The sequence below is a fragment of the Roseburia hominis A2-183 genome (genome assembly GCF_000225345.1).
Classification (GTDB): domain Bacteria; phylum Bacillota; class Clostridia; order Lachnospirales; family Lachnospiraceae; genus Roseburia; species Roseburia hominis.
This window is the reverse complement of sequence record NC_015977.1, coordinates 2,617,552-2,639,366: the sequence shown is the minus strand read 5'-3', so window position 1 is coordinate 2,639,366 and position 21,815 is coordinate 2,617,552. Positions and strand designations below refer to the sequence as shown.

At 46.9% G+C, this 21,815-nt stretch carries 21 protein-coding genes; 16 read left to right on the top strand and 5 right to left on the bottom strand.

Translation table 11 applies throughout. The features are described from left to right. Positions 1-12: 12 nt before the first annotated feature. On the top strand, positions 13-354 hold the full coding sequence (locus tag RHOM_RS16570) for a hypothetical protein (protein ID WP_014080542.1): 342 nt from the start codon (positions 13-15) through the stop codon (positions 352-354). Between the two features lie 251 nt (positions 355-605). Beyond that, positions 606-1,517 (top strand): helix-turn-helix domain-containing protein, encoded by a 912-nt coding sequence (locus RHOM_RS11795; protein ID WP_014080541.1) that lies wholly within the window; start codon positions 606-608, stop codon positions 1,515-1,517. Here RHOM_RS11795 and RHOM_RS17595 read toward each other — a convergent pair. After that, the gene (locus RHOM_RS17595; RefSeq protein ID WP_014080540.1) at positions 1,514-1,651 is read right to left on the bottom strand and encodes a hypothetical protein; all 138 of its coding nucleotides are present in this window, start codon (positions 1,649-1,651) and stop codon (positions 1,514-1,516) included. The genes RHOM_RS11795 and RHOM_RS17595 overlap by 4 nt on opposite strands. A gap of 164 nt (positions 1,652-1,815) precedes the next feature. Here RHOM_RS17595 and RHOM_RS11790 point away from each other — a divergent pair, with 164 nt between their 5' ends. The 3 genes from RHOM_RS11790 to RHOM_RS11780 all read left to right on the top strand — a co-directional run bounded on the left by RHOM_RS11790 (position 1,816) and on the right by RHOM_RS11780 (position 4,347). Next, the gene (locus RHOM_RS11790) at positions 1,816-2,067 is read left to right on the top strand and encodes a BlaI/MecI/CopY family transcriptional regulator (protein ID WP_014080539.1); all 252 of its coding nucleotides are present in this window, start codon (positions 1,816-1,818) and stop codon (positions 2,065-2,067) included. A gap of 112 nt (positions 2,068-2,179) precedes the next feature. Beyond that, the gene (locus tag RHOM_RS11785; protein WP_014080538.1) at positions 2,180-3,124 is read left to right on the top strand and encodes a glycosyltransferase family 2 protein; all 945 of its coding nucleotides are present in this window, start codon (positions 2,180-2,182) and stop codon (positions 3,122-3,124) included. A gap of 125 nt (positions 3,125-3,249) precedes the next feature. Further along, positions 3,250-4,347, top strand: coding sequence for a DUF3048 domain-containing protein (locus RHOM_RS11780; protein WP_014080537.1), 1,098 nt, complete (start codon positions 3,250-3,252; stop codon positions 4,345-4,347). A 75-nt stretch (positions 4,348-4,422) separates the two neighbouring features. Here the strand turns inward: RHOM_RS11780 and RHOM_RS11775 are convergent, their stop codons facing one another. Beyond that, a complete protein-coding gene (locus RHOM_RS11775; RefSeq protein ID WP_014080536.1) occupies positions 4,423-5,364 on the bottom strand; it encodes a hypothetical protein in 942 nt (313 codons plus the stop codon). A 173-nt stretch (positions 5,365-5,537) separates the two neighbouring features. On the opposite strand from RHOM_RS11775, the gene RHOM_RS11770 reads away from it, so the two are divergent. The 5 genes from RHOM_RS11770 to RHOM_RS11750 are packed head-to-tail and all read left to right on the top strand — an operon-like array spanning position 5,538 to position 11,717. Further along, the gene (locus RHOM_RS11770) at positions 5,538-6,644 is read left to right on the top strand and encodes a DegT/DnrJ/EryC1/StrS family aminotransferase (protein ID WP_014080535.1); all 1,107 of its coding nucleotides are present in this window, start codon (positions 5,538-5,540) and stop codon (positions 6,642-6,644) included. Positions 6,645-6,663: 19 nt separating this feature from the next. Then, positions 6,664-7,578, top strand: a complete 915-nt coding sequence (locus RHOM_RS11765) for an alpha-1,2-fucosyltransferase (protein ID WP_408639171.1) — start codon at positions 6,664-6,666, stop codon at positions 7,576-7,578. Next, complete coding sequence (locus tag RHOM_RS11760; protein WP_014080533.1) at positions 7,568-9,070, top strand: MBOAT family O-acyltransferase; 1,503 nt, start codon at positions 7,568-7,570, stop codon at positions 9,068-9,070. Before RHOM_RS11765 ends, RHOM_RS11760 begins: the two co-directional genes overlap by 11 nt. 20 nt (positions 9,071-9,090) lie before the next feature. After that, positions 9,091-10,569: a hypothetical protein gene (locus RHOM_RS11755; protein WP_014080532.1), complete on the top strand. Its 1,479-nt coding sequence runs from the start codon at positions 9,091-9,093 to the stop codon at positions 10,567-10,569. Between the two features lie 20 nt (positions 10,570-10,589). Next, a complete protein-coding gene (locus RHOM_RS11750) occupies positions 10,590-11,717 on the top strand; it encodes an O-fucosyltransferase family protein (protein ID WP_014080531.1) in 1,128 nt (375 codons plus the stop codon). Positions 11,718-12,408: 691 nt separating this feature from the next. On the opposite strand, the gene RHOM_RS18130 is transcribed toward RHOM_RS11750, so the two are convergent. After that, positions 12,409-13,017, bottom strand: coding sequence for an acyltransferase (locus RHOM_RS18130; RefSeq protein ID WP_014080529.1), 609 nt, complete (start codon positions 13,015-13,017; stop codon positions 12,409-12,411). 33 nt (positions 13,018-13,050) lie between these two features. Continuing rightward, entirely contained in the window at positions 13,051-14,115 is a 1,065-nt protein-coding gene (locus RHOM_RS11735) for an acyltransferase family protein (protein ID WP_014080528.1), read from the bottom strand. Positions 14,116-14,241: 126 nt separating this feature from the next. Here RHOM_RS11735 and RHOM_RS11730 point away from each other — a divergent pair, with 126 nt between their 5' ends. From RHOM_RS11730 to RHOM_RS11710, 5 genes are read left to right on the top strand one after another with little or no spacing between them, the layout of a single operon-like run. Continuing rightward, positions 14,242-15,999: an ABC transporter ATP-binding protein gene (locus tag RHOM_RS11730; protein WP_014080527.1), complete on the top strand. Its 1,758-nt coding sequence runs from the start codon at positions 14,242-14,244 to the stop codon at positions 15,997-15,999. A 21-nt stretch (positions 16,000-16,020) separates the two neighbouring features. Beyond that, positions 16,021-16,845, top strand: coding sequence for a NodZ family protein (locus tag RHOM_RS11725; protein ID WP_014080526.1), 825 nt, complete (start codon positions 16,021-16,023; stop codon positions 16,843-16,845). A 4-nt stretch (positions 16,846-16,849) separates the two neighbouring features. After that, complete coding sequence (locus tag RHOM_RS11720) at positions 16,850-17,602, top strand: WecB/TagA/CpsF family glycosyltransferase (protein ID WP_014080525.1); 753 nt, start codon at positions 16,850-16,852, stop codon at positions 17,600-17,602. Next, entirely contained in the window at positions 17,599-18,624 is a 1,026-nt protein-coding gene (locus RHOM_RS11715; RefSeq protein WP_014080524.1) for an acyltransferase family protein, read from the top strand. The genes RHOM_RS11720 and RHOM_RS11715 overlap by 4 nt, the downstream gene beginning before the upstream one ends. Before the next feature lies 1 nt (position 18,625). Next, positions 18,626-19,678 (top strand): acyltransferase, encoded by a 1,053-nt coding sequence (locus RHOM_RS11710; RefSeq protein ID WP_014080523.1) that lies wholly within the window; start codon positions 18,626-18,628, stop codon positions 19,676-19,678. On the opposite strand, the gene RHOM_RS11705 is transcribed toward RHOM_RS11710, so the two are convergent. Next, a complete protein-coding gene (locus RHOM_RS11705) occupies positions 19,629-20,555 on the bottom strand; it encodes a helix-turn-helix transcriptional regulator (RefSeq protein WP_014080522.1) in 927 nt (308 codons plus the stop codon). The two genes, RHOM_RS11710 and RHOM_RS11705, sit on opposite strands and share 50 nt — an antisense overlap. A gap of 154 nt (positions 20,556-20,709) precedes the next feature. Between RHOM_RS11705 and gmd the strand changes: the two genes are divergently transcribed. Next, positions 20,710-21,744, top strand: coding sequence for a GDP-mannose 4,6-dehydratase (gene gmd / locus RHOM_RS11700; protein WP_014080521.1), 1,035 nt, complete (start codon positions 20,710-20,712; stop codon positions 21,742-21,744). Positions 21,745-21,815: the final 71 nt, after the last annotated feature.

Here is a 21,815-nt window from a genome sequence, read left to right as displayed (position 1 = left end):
GAAGTTGCCAATATGCATAACGATGAAGAGATTCAACTGATCCACCGGAGGGTGGAATATTTAAAACGTGATCGAAAATTGGAGGCGGGCTATATGACGATGGAGGAATATAGCCATTCGGAAGCGGAGCGGAGAGCAAAAGAGATGGCGGAAACGCTGGCAAAGCCAATGGCAGAGTCACTCGCGGCTTCAAAAATAGCGCAGAACATAGTGGCGTTATTAGCTGAACTCGGAAGCGTTCCGGAAGAATTAAGGGAGTGTATTGCAGCTGAAAAGCGGGAAGATACTCTGGCGGCGTGGCTTAAGCTTGCAGCACGCGCGGATTCTATTGAAGAGTTCCAGTCTAAAATGTAGAGACAGATCTGTCTCATTCTTGATCGGTAGTTTCAACCGATAAAATCTACAAAAATAATTTTGGGATGTGCCTGTCTAGCAATCTGCAATAGAAAGTGGAAAAGGAAAGAGAAATATGTTAACATAATTGTTGCAAGGCAGGAAATTTGGAATGCCATGTGGTATTTGTGCAAAACAAAACTACTATAATAGAATGAAAACGGATACACAAAAATCTGCAATGATAGAACAAATGATGGGTGGAAAAAGCTATGGCAACATATGTGATTGGTGATTATATCAGAGAGATCAGGCTTCGTAAGGGCTACACGCAGGAGGATGTAAGCTTTGGAATTTGTACATCTGCAACACTGTCGCGCATTGAAAATGGAGCGCAGACACCTGGCAGATATATACTGGATAAGTTAATGGAACGCCTGGGTATGGAGAACAGTGTGTTTAATATCTTCGTGAGCAAAGAGGAGATGGAACTCTATGAGTGTGTCCAGGAAATGGTAAGAAACATTGCGGATGGGAATTTTGAGGAATTGGTAAAGCAGATTCAGAAAGTAGAAGGTCTGACAAAGAAAACATCACACTTGGAAAGACAATATTTATACTTTGCAAAGGCTGAATTGATGTGGAACAAAGGGGCAGAACCGGATCAAATCATGGAAATGCTCATGAAGGCAATCCATGTTACTTTGCCTCAGTTTGACGGTGTGACACCGATGAAGGAAAATCTGCTCACATTTGATGAGATTATGATAATCAATGCAATAGCAAGGAAATATGCCAGAGAAAATAATATTGAGGAAGCATTGAAACTAGAATACTGGTTAAAGGATTATATGGAAGAGCAGATGATGGACAGTAAACAGAAAACGGCAAAATATCCTGTCATTTTATATAATTTGAGTAACTGGCTGGCTAGAGTACAAAGATATATTGAAATAAATGATATTGCAGAAGAAGGAGTAGAATTTTGCATTAAGTATGGCAATTTGGTTATTCTTCCTCGGTTATTATTTAATAAAGCCTGTGCATTAGCAGAACTTGGTCAAAAGGGTGAAGCAGTCAAATATTTCAGGCAGTCAGTCGTTCTGTTTGAAACGATGAAGCAGAATGAGAGAGCATGCAGAGCGGCTGACTACTGTAAAAATAATTATGGTATTGAATTTTAGTATCCCTCAGCCATATCTTCGAAAATAAAGCATGAAGTCACGCCGGATGATACCCCAAAAGAATTGACGATACCTGGTACTGCGGCTGCGGACAAGATGAGTGCAAGTGTGGTGATAATAAATGCTTTTTTCATAAACAAATCTCCTTTTCTGTTGCTTTTTTTGCTATATTAGGAGAGGTTTTGACAAAAGACCATTCGATATGACGTAAGTTTAAATTTACGTCATATCGAATGGTCTTTTCCTGTCGAAGGGAGTAAAATAAACTAATTTCACACATATGAAAGGAAGAGATAAAATGATAGAATGCGTAATGGTAGACACACTTCCGGAGACTGCAAATCAGATCCTTAATATTTTGTGGGATCGTAATCATGCAATGAATGAGACTGAGATCAGGGAGGCATTGGAGCAGGAATTTTCTGTGAAGTGTGAAAAGCAGGATGTGAAGGATTTCATAAGGTTTCTGATCGGGCAGGATTATGTGGAGAAGAAGCATAAAGGGTTGAAGACCTGTTATGTGGCACTGGGAGCTGATTACGTCTTATAAGCATATGCTTTTGAGGAAACCCTCATGATATCAGAAAGCGGTGTGAATAGAAGTGGCATTTTGGAGCGGAATGTTGTAGAATATAAAAAGTATTACGACAGAAGGAGATGCTATGAAGATTTCACTGATAGTCCCCTGCTATAATGAGGAGGAAGCATTGCCGATTTTTTATCGGGAGACGAAGAACGTGTTGGAAACCATGCCATGCGAGCATGAGTTTGTGTTTATCAATGACGGATCGAGAGACCGGACATTGGCTGTCTTAAAGGAACTGGCAGGGCAGGATGGCTGTGTGCAGTACCTTTCCTTTTCCAGAAATTTCGGAAAGGAAGCGGCAATGTATGCAGGATTTTGCAATGTCACCGGAGACTACGTTGCAGTGATGGATGCTGATATGCAGGATCCGCCGGCGCTTCTTCCGGAGATGTTAGACAAGCTTCTGACAGGTGAATATGACAGTGTAGCAACCTGCCGTGTGACCAGAAAAGGAGAGCCGCCGATTCGGAGCTGGTTTGCCCGGTTGTTTTACCGGATGATCAACCGCGTGTCAGATGCGGATATCGTGGATGGGGCACGGGATTTTCGGCTGATGCGGCGTGAGATGGTAGATGCGATCGTTGAGATGGGAGAGTATAACCGTTTTTCCAAGGGGATTTTTGGCTGGATCGGATTTCGGACATGCTGGCTGCCGTATGAGAATGTGAACCGGGTGGCAGGCGAGACGAAATGGAATTTCTGGAAGCTGTTTAAGTATGCGATTGATGGGATTATCAATTTTTCACAGGCACCATTGGCATTTGCATCCTGGTTTGGAATGTTCATGACAGTGTTGTCCTTTGTGGCGGTGATTTTTATTATTATACGAAAGCTTGTCTTTGGAGATCCCGTGACCGGATGGGCATCCACAGCGTGTATCATTACATTTATTGGCGGTGTACAGCTTTTTTGTATGGGAATTATGGGGCAATACATTGCCAAAACATACCTCGAAGTAAAAAAACGTCCGCATTATATTGTCGCAGAGAGCAATATGGACGAAGTGAAACGGATAAAATAGCCTGTTTTAGGAAATGTGCACAAAAAACACTTTTATACGCGGGTGAAGTATGGTATGATAAAAATAAGGGCGCAGTTTGAAATTAGAAAAGCCCTTAATTAATAGGATATTGAGAGGTATACATTGTGAAGAAAAGAGCAGTCACCTTATTGACATTGTTTGCGGTTTCTATCAACCTTATGGCATGTGGTGGAAAGGATGCTCAGGAGAGCAGCGCGGACACATCGACTGAGCAGGTTATTGCAGAGACGACCGAACAGGCAGAGACTGAGTCTGAGGAAGAAGTGCTTCCGGGAGGCAAATACCGGAGCGAACTTACGAATGAACTGATCGATGATTCCTTGAAGGATCAGCGTCCGATTGCGGTCATGGTGGATAATGAGTCTATTGCGTTACCGCATTATGGATTATCGCACGCAGATGTCGTATATGAGATGATGAACAGTACAATGAATGGTCGTATTACCAGATTTATGGCACTGTTTAAAGATTACGAGAGCGTGGATCAGATCGGAAGCATCCGAAGCGTCCGCCCGACGAATATTATTCTGGCAGCAGAATGGAATGCGATCATTTGTCATGATGGAGGACCATTCTATATTGATGAATATCTGGCAGAGCCGTGTTCCGACCATTTCAGTGGGACATTTTCCCGTGTGAACAACGGAAAGTCAAGAGAATATACGGAGTATATCGTTTCCGGTGATATGGACAAGAACTTCAGTAATTCGGATGTGTCCAAAGAGTATACATCTTATTATGAGGGTGAGCACTATCAGTTTGCAAATGAGGACAACCCGGTGGATCTTTCGGATGCAGCAGACGCGATCACAGCAGAGACCGTGGATCTTCCATTCCCGCATAATGGATCCTATCTGGAGTACGATGCAGATGATCAGTTGTATTATTATTCCGAGTATGGCAAAGCGCATGTGGATCCGGGCAATGATAATGCACAGCTCTGCTTTAAGAATCTGCTGATTCAGAGTGCAGGATTTACACAGTATGACGAACATGGTTATATGATTTTTGATGTGATTACATCCGGTGGTGGATATTATGTGACGAATGGCGAGGCGATTCCGGTTACCTGGAAGAAGACGAGCATGACTTCCCCGACACGCTATTATGATGCAGATGGCAATGAGATCAAGTTAAATACCGGTAAGACGTATATAGCACTTGTTCCGGTGGATGACTGGAAGAGTCTGGTAATTGAATAAAACATAGGTGACAGAAAAAGACACGTCCATTTGGGCGTGTCTTTTTTTTGATCTTTGCCATTGATTTCTTATCTGTTACCAGTAGCAGGCATTGTCCAGTTCTTCCAGTCCTTTTTTGTCCTTAGGAGCTTCTGCTTTTGGTGGACGAACCCAATATTCATTTTTGAGAGGGAGGTAGGGAGGGTAGTCATCCCAACGCGATCCCCAGATCCCGAAGAGCAGCTGCATGGATCCCCCCATCTGAATGGCCTGTTTGCCGGCGCGTTTTAACATCGGAGCCAGATTATAGCCGAAAGCACTGCAGCTGAGCAGGGCAATATCAAAATCGATCTTCATGATCTCCTCATACATATAATTTAAAGCATCAAACCATGTGTCAAAATCGTCTCCGCGTCCGGTGAACCACACGGCTTTGAATGTGCGGAATGTGATGTCAGGTGGAAGAACCATACGATCCGGGAAGATCTGATCCATGTGGGGGTACTGCTCCAACATGGTATCTACGAATGGGTTGACGAGAAGAACCTTTTTGCCGGCAAGAGCCAGTGTCCAGGGCTCTTTGTAAGCCAATGGTTCCAACTGACCGAGACGGATCAGCTTCATATCTTTTGGACAGCTGGTGCGTACAATGTATTCTTCGGCAGGATGATCGTCAAAGTAAGCCATCACATCGATATCCTGATTATCACGTTTGATCAGAGACGACCAGCGGCCGACTTCCTCTGTGCTGTGGTGAAACGTTTCAAACATATTACTCTTACCAAGACGGTTCGTGTGGAAGAGGACATGCTCGTCGTAGAGCTGCAACTCTGAAAACTCAGCGCTGCCAAGGCGACAGATTGCAAATGGCTTGCCGCTTTTGATAAAGTCCTTGATCAGCTCATTGGCTTCTTCGTCTGTCGGAGCCGGAATTCCCAGAAAAGATCCGAGAACGTTGTAACTTCCGGTGCGTCTGGCGCGGAGTTTATGATGAATGTGCTTCAAATAGTAGTATAAATAGAGAACCCTCTGTTTCATGAAATCTCCTTATAGAAAGTGGTCAATACGCAATAATTTTTATTATAAATCCTGCGTGTGCAATGTCAAGGGAAAAAGTGGACTTCGTTGACAAAACAACGGTGTTTGGAGTATGATGATTGTGTTTCACAGATGAAAGAAAACCGGAGAAAATCCGGTAGAATGGAGTAGATATGGAGAAGATTTTGGTGACACGTTCATCCATGCCTGAACTGGATGAGTATGTGGACGAGATAAAGAGTATTTTTGAAAGCCACTGGCTGACAAATATGGGGGAGAAGCATAACAGATTGGAGGAGGAACTGGCAGAATATCTAAAAGTGAGAAATATTCTGCTGTTTTCCAACGGGCACATGGCACTGGAACTTCTGATTCAGGCAATGGGACTTACCGGAGAAGTTATCACAACACCGTTCACGTTTGCATCGACCACGCACGCGATCGTCCGCAATGGACTGACACCTGTGTTCTGTGATGTGAATCCGGAGGACTACACGATTGACGTAAATAAGATCGAGGCGCTCATCACAGAGAAAACCAGTGCCATCATTCCGGTACATGTATACGGGCATCTCTGCGATGTCGAGGCAATCGAGGCGATCGCGAAAAAGCATAATCTGAAAGTCATCTATGATGCGGCACATACTTTTGGCGAGGAATATAAGGGACGAGGAGTGGCAACCTTTGGAAATGCCTCCATTTTCAGCTTCCACGCGACCAAGGTGTTCAATACAATCGAGGGTGGTGCTGTCTGCTTTAACAGCAGTGAGAATGGTCTGCGGGAAAAGCTGTTCGGCATTAAGAATTTCGGTATCTGGGATGAGGAACTTATCAAGGATGTCGGTGCGAATGCCAAGATGAACGAGTTCCAGGCGGCAATGGGATTATGCAATCTGCGCCATATTGACAGAGAACTTGCAAAGAGAAAGGCAGTTGTAGAGCATTACAATGAGAGACTGTCCGGTGTAAATGGATTAAAGATTTCTGCACCGCAAAAGGACGTGAAGCCTAACTATGCATATTATCCGGTAATCTTTGAACCGGAGGAATTTGGAAAGAGTCGGGACGAGATCTATGAGCTGTTAAAGGTCAACGAGATCTACGCAAGAAAATATTTTTATCCGCTGACGAACACGTTTGAATGCTATAAGGGCATGTTTGATATGGGAGATACACCGGTAGCGCTGGATCTGTCGAAAAAGGTACTGACCCTTCCGTTGTATGCAGATCTTCGGATTGACCAGGTGGATCGTATCTGTGACATTATTCTTGGCAGATAGAAGAATCTGCCGGTGGCGGATGTTGTGGGAATTTACAGGAAGAATGCAAGCGTGGAAACACAGGAGAAACAGGGAGGATCATGATTTGGTAACGGTTAAGATCGGCGATGGCATGGGCAACCAGATGTACAACTATGCCTGTGGCTATGCTGCGGCAAAACGGAGCGGGGAAAAGCTCAGGCTGGATATATCGGAGTGTGATAATTCGACCTTGCGTGATTATGAGCTGGATCATTTCCGCGTGGTGTATGATGAAAAAGAATCCTTTCCGAACCGCACATTCTGGCAGAAGCTCTACAAGCGCCTGCGGCGCGATATCCGGTATCATGTGATCCGGGAACGGGATATGTATGCTGTGGATGCGCGGGTGTTTGTACCAGCCCGGCGGGGCAGGTATCTTCATGGCTATTGGCAGTGCCTCGGGTATTTTGAAGAATATCTGGATGATCTGCGCGAAATGTTTACACCGGCATATGAGCAGACGGATGCGGTAAGAGAACTCATGCAGCAATTCACACAGACGCCGACTTGTGCACTACATGTGCGTGGAGGGGATCTTGGTGGCCCGAACCGTGCGTATTTTCAGCAGGCGATTGCACGGATGCAGAAGGAAAAACCGGATGTGACGTTTATTGTGTTTACGAATGATCTTCCGAAGGCGAAAGAATGTCTGGATGACGGAGAAGCCAGAATGCGCTATATTGCGGAGTTTGGGGAAGCACTGTCGGATATTGATGAATTCTTTCTGATGTCTGCATGCCAGAATCAGATCATTTCCAACAGTACCTATTCTACATGGGCAGCGTATCTGAACACGCTGCCGGGAAGGATTGTCATTGTTCCGAAGTTTCACGGGGTAGAGCAGATGGCATTGCCTGACTGGATTGTACTGGATGGCGGCGCATGTCAGAAAGGGGAGATCGATGCAGTTTAATTCAATTGACTTTCTCGTATTTTTTCCGGCAGTAGTGCTGATTTACTGGATCATTCCAAAGAAAGTGCGCTATCTCTGGCTTTTGGTGGCAAGCTATTATTTTTACATGTCATGGAATGCGTCGTATGCGATGCTGATCGGAGCCTCAACGCTGATTACCTATGTGTGTGGACTTCTTGTAGAGTGGACCGGTACACATGAGGAAAAAGGCTGGAGCGTGGCAGGAAAGCTGGTCGTCGCGGTTGGTTTCCTTTCCAATCTCGGCATTTTGTTTTTTTGCAAATATTTTGACTTTTTCCTTACAAACCTGAATGTGGTGCTGGAGCATTTTCAGAAAAAACCGTTGACCAGCAGCCTGGAGGTTCTGCTCCCGGTGGGAATTTCCTTCTATACCTTTCAGGCGCTCGGATATCTGGTGGATGTCTACCGGAAAGAGATTGCGGCAGAAAAAAATCCGCTTCGCTATGCGCTGTTTGTATCATTTTTCCCACAGCTGGTTGCAGGACCGATCGAGCGGTCGGGAAATCTGCTGAAACAGATCCGGGAAGTGCCTTATAAAAAGACATTTGAATATCATCGGATTGTCAACGGACTCATACTCATGTTGTATGGATTTTTCTTAAAAATGGTGCTGGCAGACCGGATCGCCATTGTGGCGGACTATGCATTTGACCATTATTACAGCCTGGGGAGTGCGGAACTGGTTACCGGGGCGGTGGCGTTTGCAATTCAGATTTATTGTGACTTTGGAAGTTACTCCCTGATTGCGATCGGGGCTGCACAGGTGATGGGCTTCACATTGATGGAGAATTTTAATACGCCGTATTTTGCGACATCGATCAAAGATTTCTGGAGAAGATGGCATATTTCGCTGAGCACCTGGTTCCGGGATTATCTCTATATTCCTCTTGGCGGAAACCGGAAGGGAAAAGTGAGAAAATACTGCAACCTGATGCTTACCTTCCTCGCAAGCGGACTCTGGCACGGCGCAGCATGGACGTATGTGATCTGGGGTGGACTGCACGGACTCTATCAGATCATCGGGGATCTGCTTCGCCCGGTAAGAAAGAAGATCGTGGAGATCTTTGACGTCCGAACAGATTGTATCAGTTTTAAACTGACACAGATTGCGTTTACATTTGTGCTGACCACATTTGCATGGATTTTTTTCAGGGCAGACAATCTGGGACAGGCGTGTGTATATATAAGCCGGATTGCAACAAGAGTGAACCCGTGGGCGCTTTTTAACGGGACGTTATATACAATGGGACTGGAGCAGTTTGAAGCAAATGTGTTGTTTTTTGCACTGTTCATTCTGTTGTTGGTTGACCTGGTACGTTATCGGCTGGGCAGACGCGTGGATGTGTTTTTGCAGGAACAGAATATATGGTTCCGGTGGCTGGTGTGCCTGTTGCTCATTCTTCTTGTGGTCGTGTATGGAAAATACGGTCCGGATTATGATGCGGCACAGTTTATATATTTTCAGTTCTAAAGAAGAGCATGAGGAAAACAATGAAAGAAATGATAAAACGTACGGCAGCCTGTCTGCTGTTTGCCGGTCTTGCAGCCGGGATGCTTTATGGGGCTTACCGCCTGCTACATTTTAAATCGACAGATGGCTGTTATCCGGCGGAGATGTTCTATCAGCAGGAGGAGAATACCGTTGACGTCTTGTGCCTCGGGAGCAGTCATACCTATACGAATATTAATCCGGCTATTTTGTGGGATGAATACGGGATGGCGGCATATGATCTTGCCGGATCGAACCAGACGTTGTGGAATACTTATTATTACATGAAGGAGGCGTTAAAATACCAGACACCACAGCTTGTTGTGGTGGATGTCTACCGGGTCATGGAGGAGGATGAGTACCAGGGGACAGAGCGGATGACGATGAACATGTTTGGCCTGCGCCATTCCGATGATTATGTGGAAAATCTGCAGGTCAGCCTTGCGCCTGAGGAGGAACAGCTCGATTATCTGCTGCGGTATCCGGTGTACCATGCGAGGTACCAGGAATTAAAAGAAGATGATTTTCTGCCATACCATGGAGATGCAAATGGTAGAAATTACAAGGGATTTAACATTAATTCCATCAGTACGACTGTGTTTGAGGGACTCCCGGATGTGACATGGGTGACGGAAACCGGTAAGATGGAGAAAAAGAATGAAAAGTACCTGAAAGAGATTATAGACCTGGCAAAAGAGCAGGATATCCCGCTTCTTCTCGTAGCTGCTCCCTATATGGAGGTTGGCGAGGAGGATGAGATGTTATATAATCAGGTGGCAGAGATTGCGGCAGAGCATCAGGTGGATTTTGTGGATTTCAACAGACAGTTTGAACAGATCGGTCTGGATCCGCAGAAGGATTTTGCGGAGAGCAGTCACTTGAATTATTACGGAAGTGAGAAATATACAAGCTATCTGGGTAATTATATTGCAAAACATTTTAAGGTCAGTGACCGCAGGGGTGATAAGCGGTATGATTCCTGGGAGGCAAACAGCCGTTACTATGAAAAACATGCCCAGAATGTGGATTTGAAAAAGACGACCGATGCGAACGCCTATTTTAAAAAGCTTTTTGCAAACACGGATCGTTATACGATCTGTGTGATGACGAAAGGAGACTATCGTAGTCAGAAATGGCCGCTTATAAAGTCCATGCTGAAAAAGTATGGAATGGATCCTGACACCGATACTGTGTGGGTATGGAAAGATGGAGAACTTCAGATGACCGTTCCGGCAGACACCACAGAAGATAAGGTCTATTATCAGGATCTGGGAAGAAAGAGTGTGACGGTGCTCACGGAAGAACGGTATAGCGCCATGCTGGATGATACTTATCTGTATCGGGAGGTATCGATCGAGGGGATCAACTGTGATGCGGCGGAAAATGGGATCAATATTATGGTATACGACAATGAATTACAGGAAATGGTAGACAATGCAGGAATGAATGCTTCTGACGGGTATGCATTTATGCGATATTAGAAAATGAGGATGAGACGGATATGAAGAATACGCTGATTAAAATTCAGAACTTTTTTCTGGCACTTGCCATGGTGGTGCGCCATCCGGTAAAGGCGCCGGAGCTTATGCTCGCACGCCGCAATGAGGAAGAACTTGCAGCGGATATAGAGGCAATCAACCGGGAGAGAATCCGTACATTGTACGGACAGGAGCAGGAACCGGCTGACCCGGAGCTAAAAAAAAAAGAGTATAGAAAGATTAATGAGTCCTACGAAAAACGCCTGATCTTCCATGTGGGATTTGGGGCAGGTCTTTTTTCCGAGCTGGACAGCATGATGGAGCACATGCTTTTCTGCTTTGAAAATCATATCCGCTTTGAGATCTATGCTGATGATGCCAATTTCTCAAAAGCGGGAGGAATGGGATGGGAGGAACTGTTTGAGCCGTTCTGCCCGATCAATCACGATAAGCTGAATCATATCGCAAATTATCGCCCGACAGACTATAAGAGCACGATGCGCCACCACCGCCTGTGGTATAAAGGATACTTTTTGCCCAAAATCTTAAAACGGCGTACGGGTGCCGACTATCTGACACAGGATATCTGGTGTATGTGCATCAATAATGATTTTAAGTATCATCCGGTGGATTTTCCACTGTTTGGGATGAAGGGAACAGCCACCTCTCAGTTTTCAAAATTCGGGGAGATCGCGATCTGTCCGAAACCGGATGTGCGCAAGGAGATGGATGCACTGATCTCAAAGCTCCATATGCCGGAACATTTTGTCTCCATGCAGATCCGCGGCGGCGACAAATGCCTGGAGTATAAGGAGTTAAAGGATGCGGCAAGCTATGTGGAAAAAGTGGAGGCACTGGGACTGTCCGGTCAGCCGCTTTTTATCTTTACGGACGATTACACGAATGTGACGAAGATCCGGGAACTGCGCCCGGAGTGGGAGTTATATACGTTGACAGGGGAGGAAGAGCGCGGATATTACAATGAAGCGTTCAACAGGCAGGACTGGGAGTTCCGCAGGAAGAATCTTATCAAGCTGCTCGCGATCGTGGAGTTGTGCAAAAAAGCAGATTATCATATCGGACCAAACCAGTCCTGTGTAGATTTGTATCTGCGCTCGGTCAAAGGACTGGAGCGTTATATCGTGCTATAGATAACGGATTGGATCAGGAATCCGGGCCATTAAAAAGAGGGACTGTCGCAATAAGCATAGATCTCTTTTGGGTGATAAGTAATATTATAAGAAACACACTTGAGGATTTCAGGTGGAAATGCAGATGGAATATTCGTTGGAGAAAAATGTGAGTATTTCTTCCAGTGGAATGTTTGCATCGGATTCCGTGTCTCTTCCACGTTTGGACAATCCGACGGGTGCATGTCCGACACACCGGAGACAATGGGCGGACTTTCTGGTGTCCCTAATGGCACCTCTTCACAGACAATATAAAACCGCGCGAACCGAAACTCGCCGGCATCTGCTATTGAAAATATGGCAGATGCCGACTCAGACATCGGCTTCGCGCGGTTATGTTTTGTTCAGAGGTGCCAATAAGGGACACACAAAAGTCCTGCAAATTGTCTTCCGGGATGCGGACATGGCCCGCGGAGTGCTCCAAACTTGGAAAGACACGGATCATCGAAGATGCAAACATTCGGCTGGTTAGAAATTCCACATTTTTCGCTCCGAATTTCCAGATGAATTCCATCTGAAATCCCATGGTGTGGGCTTCTAATAATATTACTTATCAAAGCAAAACACGATATGCTTAGTGCGACAGCCCCTCTGGCTTTACAGGAAAATGTGTCCGATGGAGCGAAGATCGTCGGACGGGATCCATATGGGATCAGTCGGTCTTACGGATCACGGTGGCAGGATTCCCGGCGGCAACGGTATAGGGCGGAATATCGTGTGTGACGACACTTCCGGCACCGATGACGGCACCCTCGCCGATTGTAACGCCTTTTAAGATCGTAACACCGAAACCGATCCAGGCTTTATCCCCGATGATGATCGGAGCATCCCTCACAACCGACCAGTCCTTGTCGAAAAGTACCGGTCTGCCTTCCTTTAAATTGGTATGCTCTCTGGTCACATCCATGCTGCGTCCGGCAGAGTGGGTGGAGTGGGAATTGTGGTCGTAGATTGTGCAGTTCCATGCGATGATGACATCATTGCCGATCGAGATCTGATTGCGGGAGATCAGCTGTGTGCCACCTCCGATGTGTACGCGGTCGCCCACGGTAATGGTTCCTGTCTCTGTCTCAAAGACGAAGGAGGAGTCGATGACACCGCCATCGCCGATCGTCAGGTATGTCTTCCCGGACTGTGGTGCGCGCAGATCAAGGTTGAAATTGTCACAGAGCACCGTGTCCGGTGAGATGGAAAAATAAGGAGCAAAGGTTTGAAGCTGTTTTTTTCGTTTGTATTTTTTATAGATACTGCGAAGGTTCATGGGAATCCCTCCTTTTTCATGCAAATGGAAGAGTTACTTTTTTCTGAGAAACTGTACCATGCCATCATGTGCACGGCGGTATCCGTTTATGAGAGCCGGGGTGCAGGCATTGACCGGCTTCATGATCAGTGCGGCGAGGGCACCGTCAATGCGATCAAAGAGCAGTCTGCGCAGCTCGTTGAGCAGGATACAGAACAGGAACACGACAACGGCAAATACGAATACAATGCCGATGAAATAAGGACTCTTGGTGTACGGCGCAAGATCGAAGTACTGCCAGAAGAATTTCCGCGCGTACCCCTCGATACAGTACAGGATGACCACATCACCGGATAAGTGGTTGATGATCCTGCTGGAAAAATTCATCTCCCGGAAAAACAGGAAGAAGGAGATGGCGGTGACAGCGATCAAAATGGAGTTGTCACGACAGTACATACCGGTAAATACTCCTTTTTTTAAGGAAAGGATGATATTTAGCACGGTGGCAAGAATCGATACCGAAAAGAACACGGCGGCAAGTTTCTTTTGTGAAAAAGAGAGATCGCTTAAGTGCAGGCGGATATAACGGCCGATCAGATACATAATCGTCATACATACGACACCTTTTCCGGCATCTTCGATGATCTCGTAGAAGAAGACCGTCGGGATCACATAAAACAGGAACAGTAACAGCAGGATCAGATTGCGGAAAGATTTCCGGTCAAGCTGTTCCGGGATCTTATTCAAAAAGCTGGAAAGGATCGTGATGACAAAATAATAGGAAATGAACCAGTGGCTCTTGAAGGTGATCGGCATACATGCGATGATCAGACTCTTGATTCCGAATTCTCCGAAGAGGAAAAGGTGGAGCAGGTCATAAAAGATAATGGCGATATCGAGCTTGATCAGCTTTTCCAGATTGAACCGGATGCCAAAATATCCGGATACCATCATGAACAGCAGGTTGGTATTGTTTGTTAATGTGTTGACAAAGGAACTGCCAACTAAATTGCCCGTGGAAAGATCATTTGTATAAGGCCCGATGCTGTGCCAGAACACAACAAAAAAGATGCAGAGGATACGAATCAGCTCAAAGCTGGAATTTCTTTGTTTTGGCATGGTGAAAATACCCTTTCTTCATTTATTTTATTGAATATTCATTATAGCAATCCAGAAATAATTTGACAAGTTGTTGTTTTCTTAATATGATTAAGATTGGTATTTTATAAGATAAAGGAGAAGACTATGAATCAGTTAAAAAGCGCCTTTGAGGTTTTCGACAAAAAACAGAAACGAAGTCTTGTATATCTGACATTTATCATATTCATCGACTCATTTGTAGAATTGCTCGGTGTGACGGTAATTCTGCCGTTTATCAATGCGGTGATCGCACCGGAACAGCTTCTGCAGAATAAGTTCGCAGCGTGGGCATATGATACGCTTGGCATGAAGAACACCAATGAGTTTATCATTGTCATTGCAGCGATGATTATTGCCGTGTATATTTTAAAAAATATTTTTCTGGTGTATATGTACAATCTGCAGTATAAGTTCTCCTATTACGGCAAGAAGCAGATGCAGAACACGCTGATGCGCTACTATATTGGTCAGGATTATACCTTTTTCCTGAATCTAAACAGTGCGGAGCTGATGCGCAATATCAATACCGATCCGGAGATGTTCTATACCGCGGTGCTCAATGCCTTACAGATGGCATCGGAACTCTGTGTCAGCGCGATCATCGTCATCTTTTTAATGGTAACGGATGTGACGATCACGCTGGGTGTGGCAGCCAGCCTTGCGATCATGATGCTGATCCTCTCCAAAGGACTCAAAAAAATACTGGAAGGCTATGGAAATGACAGAAGAACCTACTCTGCAAGTATGATCAAGTGCATGCAGCAGGCATTTGGCGGTATCAAGGAGATTAAGATTGCAAACCGCGAAGAGTTTTTCGAGCGTGATTTTGAGAAACAGAATGAGATCTATACTTATGTTATCAAACAGAACTCTTTCTTAAGTGCACTGCCAAAGCCGATCATTGAGGCACTTGCCATCGCAGGTCTGATGGGAATGATTATTGTCAAGATCGCGATGGGAAACACGAACAATGCGCACTTTATCGCAGTGCTTGGTGTATTCGCAGTGGCGGCATTCAAGCTGCTGCCTTCCGTCAATAAAATTTCTTCCTACTATGCGTCCATTATCCACAATGGCGTCGTGATCGACAAGATCCGTGATGAGTACCGTGATATAGAGGCGCACCGCGAGGCACGTGCCGAGGCGGAAGCAAGAAAAGCAGAGGAGATCCCGGTAACCCTGGAGAAGGAAATCCGTGTGGAACATATGGAGTTTACTTATCCGAATGTGGAGGAGCCGGTGCTTTCCGATGTGAATGTTACAATCCCGAAGAATGCGTCGGTGGCGTTCATTGGACCGTCCGGAGCAGGAAAGACCACGTTTGTCGATCTGATCCTTGGTGTTCTGACTCCGCAGAAGGGTGTCATCATGACCGATGGTGTGGATATCCAGAAGGGAATGCGCAGCTGGCATGACAAGATCGGTTATATCCCGCAGACCATCTATATGCTTGATGATACAATCCGCAATAACATTGCATTTGGTGCAAATGAGGACATTGATGATGAGCGGATCTGGGAGGCATTAAAGCAGGCACAGCTTGACGATCTGGTACGTGAGATGGAGGAAGGTCTGGATACCGTCATCGGTGAGGCGGGTGTGCGCCTTTCCGGTGGACAGAGACAGAGAATCGGTATCGCGCGTGCACTTTACCGCAGACCGGAAGTTCTGGTGCTTGACGAGGCAACTTCTGCGCTTGACAATGAGACAGAGGCAGCTGTTATGGAAGCAATCGACAGCCTGCAGGGCAAGATGACGATGCTGATTATTGCGCACCGGCTGTCCACGATCCGTAACTGCAATATTGTATATAAGGTAGAAAATGGTAGCGTGACAGTGGATACACAGCGCCACAACCAGTAGACCGGAGGGGATGGAACGAACATGATAATCATAGAACCATGTGCAGGACTGGGAAACCGCCTGCTGGCACTGACTTCAGCGTATGAATTGGCGGAGAAGCTGGGAAGGGAGCTGCTTGTCATCTGGAAGAGCGAGATAGGCTGCCAGATCCGGTCAGAGGAGCTGTTCCTGTTTGATGGGGTTAAGGTGATCAATATCAGTGAGAGTGGATGGAAGCAGGATTTTGCCGGGACACTGCGCGGCAATGCCGTCAAGAAAAAATACCGTGGCAGCGCAGACCGGTTTGTGGAGTGTGATGAGGTAGAGGTCTGGAAAAAAGAGGGTGGATTTGCGCGTGTGGAACAGGAGATTGCGAAAACGTCCCGGATCTACATCAAATCCTACACAAATCTGTGCGAGATCACGCCGGACAGCTTCAGGTTCTTAACGCCTTCCGCTGCGGTGGAAGCGCGTGGCAGAGAAGTGTTTGCCCAGATCACAAAGGAGCGGACGGTGGGGGTACACATCCGCCGTACCGACCACACAGATGCGATCGCAAACAGCCCGCTGGAGTTGTTTACCGATCGGATGAAGCGCGAGATAGAGGAAAAGGATGCCAATTTTTATGTGACGACGGACGATGCCAGGGTCATGGACGAGTTAAAGCAGGCATTTCCCGCAGAGCGTCTGGTAATCTACGAGAATAAGGTACTTGACCGTGATTCCAGGGAGGGCATACAGGATGCCCTGGTGGATATGCTGTGTCTGTCAAAGTGTAGCAGGATCATAGGAAGCTACCGGAGTACGTTCAGCCTGATCCCTTCGATCATGGGAAATATTCCGCTAGAGATGATGATAAAGGATTGAGAAAATGAAAACGTGTACGATATTAGGAACAGAGATTGCCGTCACGACGATGGAAGAGACGGTTCGCTATATAGAGGAACACATGGAGGAACTGCGCGGGAAATATATCTGCGTCTCGAATGTGCACACGACGGTAACGGCATATGAGGATGAAAGCTATCGCAAAGTGCAGAATGGTGCCGCATTTGCCCTGCCGGATGGAAAACCGCTGTCTCTTTATTCAAAAAAGCACGGATTCCCGGAGGCGGAACGTGTGACCGGACCGGATCTGATGGGAGAACTGTTCGCGAGAGACAATGGGCTGACTCACTATTTTTACGGGGGGAGCGAGGCGACGATCGGGACACTGCGTGAGAAGCTTCCCAAAGAATATCCACATCTTAAGATTGCAGGAATGGTGTCGCCGCCGTACCGCCCTCTGACGAAGGAGGAGGATGCGGCGCAGGTGGAGGCAATGAATGCGTCGGGAGCAGATATCATCTGGATCGGGCTTGGCGCACCCAAGCAGGAGCGTTACATGTTTGAGCACCAGGGATTGACGCAGGGCGTCATGGTCGGTGTGGGAGCCGGATTTGACTACTATGCCGGGACGATCCGGCGCGCGCCGATGTGGATGCAGAAGTTGAGCTTAGAGTGGTTATACCGTCTGATGCAGGATCCCAAGCGTCTGTTCAAACGTTATTTTGTGACAAATTTCAAGTTCCTGCGGCTGACACTTGGAAGGGGGAAGAAGAGCAGAGGAGAGAAAAAGTCATGACAGAGGCGAAGGCAAAGTACCAATACATGGATGTGGCACGGGGGCTGGCATTGCTGTTGGTCATGATCTCACATGCGCACGGACTCAGCAGTTTTCTGATTTTTTACTATATCCAGATCTTTTTCATCATCTCGGGCTATATTTATAAGCCTGGGCGGAGTTACGGGGACAATATCCGGCGCAAGGCAAAACGCCTTCTTGTGCCTTATTTTGGTTACAGTGCACTGCTGTGGTGCGCGTATGCCCTGATCCGCCGGGATATGGGAGAGATGAAACAGTCGCTGTTTGGCATTTTTTATTCGAGGTTCTGCTTGTACAAAAATGCAACGCACACAGAGAATGTCTATCTGTTGGATATTGCCAACGGAGCGATGTGGTATCTGACTGCATTTTTTGTGACCTGCCTGCTGTTTTATCTGATCGCAGACAAGTGCCTTGCAAGTGCAAAGACAATGGCGGTCACATCGGTCGTGCTCGTTGCCGTGACGATGGCATTAAACGAACTGCCCATTCTTCTTCCGTGGAGTATGGATATTGTGCCGGTTGCGGCACTGCTCATGCTGGTGGGAGCGTGGATGCGCAGATATGAGTTTTTTGAGAGAAAATGGAATCTACTGTGGATTTTTGTGACACTGGCAGTCTATGTGGGAACGGTTGTATTCAACGGCAGATTAAATATGTCCATCCGCGAGTATGGACGGTTTGACAGTTTCAGCGTACCTTTTTTTCTTGTAATCTCGCTGACCGGATCAACCTTATGTATCTGGTTTTGTAAATGGATCGGGCACACGAAGGTAGGGAGCGGTCTGGCATACATTGGCAATCATACGATCGAGTTGATGTGCCTGCATATGTTCGGTCTTGAGATGTTTGAGGTAATCGCGTCGCATGTCATCCCGGTACAGGAACTGACAGGAGTGGCGGAGTGGATTTATGTAGCAGTGCGCGTTGGCGCAGCGGTCTGCGGCTCCCTGCTGTTTGGTGTGGGTGTGTCGTGGGTCAAAAAGAAGAGAGGAAGGTAGCATGGAGAAAAAGGAAAGAGATTCAGGTCTGGAGCTTTTGCGCATCATCGGATTGTTCCTGATCTTCTGGATGCATGGGGCGAGCAGTTATGTAAATAATTCGCTGAGTGCCTGGCTGTGTATTGTGATTGAGACAATCGGAAATGTCGGGGTTCCGGTCTTTATCCTGATTTCAGGATATTTCGGGATCCGGTTCAAACCTAAAAAACTCCTGCAGCTGGATCTGATGCTGATCTTTTACTGCTGGACCGGTCTTGCGCTGCGCTTTGCGTGGGGAGATGCCGCAGAGTATGGAATGGAACAGATTCTCTCCTATGTACTTCCGGTCATTGGCCGCAATTCCTGGTATTTTACCTGCTACTTTGCACTGGCGATTTTAAGTCCGTTCTTAAACGAATTTGTGGAAAAGCTGGAGAAGGAGACCTTCCGCAGGATGCTTGTGCTGATGTTAGTGATCTTTTCGGGTATCACGACATTTCTCTTTTTCGATATCACACAGGATGGCGGAAAGGGAATCGTCAATATGACCCTGTTGTACCTGATCGGGCGGTATATCCGCCTGTATCAGGATAAAAAGGTGTACAGCCGGAAAAAACTCATCACGGCGTATGTTGCCATCATGGCAGTCTGTATTGCATTAAACGGGGCACTGTATGTGGTGAGTGGTACGGTGCAGAATCGGTTTTCGCGTGACAATACGCTCTTTACGATCGCAGCTTCGGTGTGCCTGTTCCTGCTTTTTAAGGATCTGCATTTTCGCAGTAAGGTGGTCAACCGTCTGGCAACGCATGTTCCGGCGGTCTTTACGATGGAGTGGACGCTCCGCGGAGTGGTCACGGCGTACATGTTCGACTATCTGGCGTGGAGGGAGAGCAACTGGCATGAGCTGATCCTCTTTGGGGTATGCTTCCTGCTGCTTGCCATGGGAACCGTGATCGATGAACTGCGTGTACTCCTGCTCGGGCGGGCAGAGGAAAAGCTTGCAGATCTGGAATACCGGGGACTTACCACCGTCTGCGGTACTCTGAAGCGGTGCATCCTTCGATTTTTTTAAAAACTTTATTAAAGTAACTGGCGTCATCAATGCCACAGTGCTGTGCGATGGTTTCAATGGAATCGTTGCTGTAACGGAGCAGCTCTTTGGCATTGGTGATTTTTTTTGTCAGCAGATACTGGATGATCGTTGTTCCGAATTCTTTTTTGAACTCCCTGGAAAGATAGTACTTGCTGATATAGAACTGGTCGGCAAGCTGATCGAGGGAGATATTTTCGGTATAGTGTTCGTTGAGATAGCGAAGAATATCCTTAAGCTTGACGGACAGCGGGGAGTCATCGGCGGACTCGCGTGGCGCATCTGTGCATAAGGTGGTGAGGATGGATACGATCTGTGCGGCAGTCAGAAGGTCGGCATCGTCCGTCTTTTCTTCATGCAGCGTAATTACGTTCTGGATTGTGGAGGTGAGTTCTGCGAGGTGGCTGCTTTTAAAATGCCAGTCGTGCTGCTCGCGGAAACAGCTGTAGTATGCGGCTGCGTTTGGACCGTAAAAATGGATCCACAGAAGCTCCCAGGGGTCCGCCTCACTGCTGATGTGGGTGTATTCGCCACTGCAATCTAAAAAAAAGCAGTCGCCGGCACGGGCAGCGACGCGGGTCAGAGGATGTTTGGCGTCCTGGGGGCTGTCGGATGCAGGAAAAAGGTGGGAGCCTGCGGTATCCCGGTAGGAGACACTGCCGCTGCCGGAGAGTACGATCAGAAAGAGGTAGGAGGAGAGACCGCTCCGCCGGCTTAAGTGCGGCCGCAGACTTTTTAAGTAACCGGCCTCCTGGATGTAGAGAAAGTTGCTTTTAATAAAAGAAGAAGGGGTATTGATGACACGTCTGGTGTTGGTGACCTCGGAGGTCTTATATTTTTCAAAAAAAGAGTCCCGCATCTGTATTCTCCTAATTTTTGTGTATAGCAATATAATACTATTTTTGGGCAAGATATTCAATGGAAAAAAAACGTGGATTAGATTATTCTTAGTAACGGCTTTCAACGCGCATATTAGCAAAATAATCATAGAACAAAGAAAAAGGAGAATCTAGATGAGTAAAAAAGCATTGATCACAGGTGTGACCGGACAGGACGGAAGCTACCTTGCAGAGTTTTTGTTAGAGAAGGGGTATGAGGTACATGGTATGGTACGCCGTTCTTCCACAGAGAAGAGAGAGCGTATCGACCATTTGGAGAGCAACCCGAACTTCCATGTACACTACGGCGATCTGTCCGATTCCATGAGCATCATGCGCTTAGTGGGCATGATTAAGCCGGATGAGATCTACAACCTGGCAGCACAGAGCCATGTAGGTGTCAGCTTTGATGTGCCGGAATACACGGCAGATGTAGTTGCAACTGGTGTGCTCCGCGTTTTAGAGGCAGTCCGTCTCTGTGGTCTGGAGAAGACCTGCCGTATCTATCAGGCATCCACATCCGAGTTATACGGAAAGGTAGAGGAAGTTCCGCAGCGCGAGACGACACCGTTCCACCCGTACAGCCCGTATGCAGTGGCAAAGCAGTATGGCTACTGGATCGTAAAGGAGTACCGCGAAGCATACAACATGTTCTGCTGCAGCGGTATCTTGTTCAATCATGAGTCCGAGCGCCGCGGTGAGACATTTGTTACCAGAAAGATTTCTCTGGCTGCAGCAAGAATCGCGCAGGGCAAGCAGGACAAGCTGTATCTTGGCAATCTGTCTTCCTTACGTGACTGGGGTTATGCAAAGGATTATGTAGAGTGCATGTGGCTGATCTTACAGCATGAGAAGCCGGAGGATTTCGTGATCGCGACCGGTGTACAGCATTCCGTAAGAGAATTCTGTGAGTATGCATTCCGCGAGGCTGGCATTGAACTGGAGTTCCAGGGAGAGGGCATGGATGAGGTCGGTATCGACAAGGCAACCGGCAAGGTAGTCATTGAGGTATCCAAGGAGTTCTACCGCCCGACGGACGTTGTCAACCTGTGGGGAGATCCAACCAAGGCAAAGACCGAGCTTGGCTGGAATCCGACCAAGACAACATTCGAGGAGCTGGTAAAGATCATGGTAAAGCATGACATGGAGCTTGTGGCAAAAGAAAACTAAAACAAATGTATGACGATACAGTATTTGGCGTGCCATGGCAGGATTCTGCCGGGGCACGCCAAGTTGTGGTA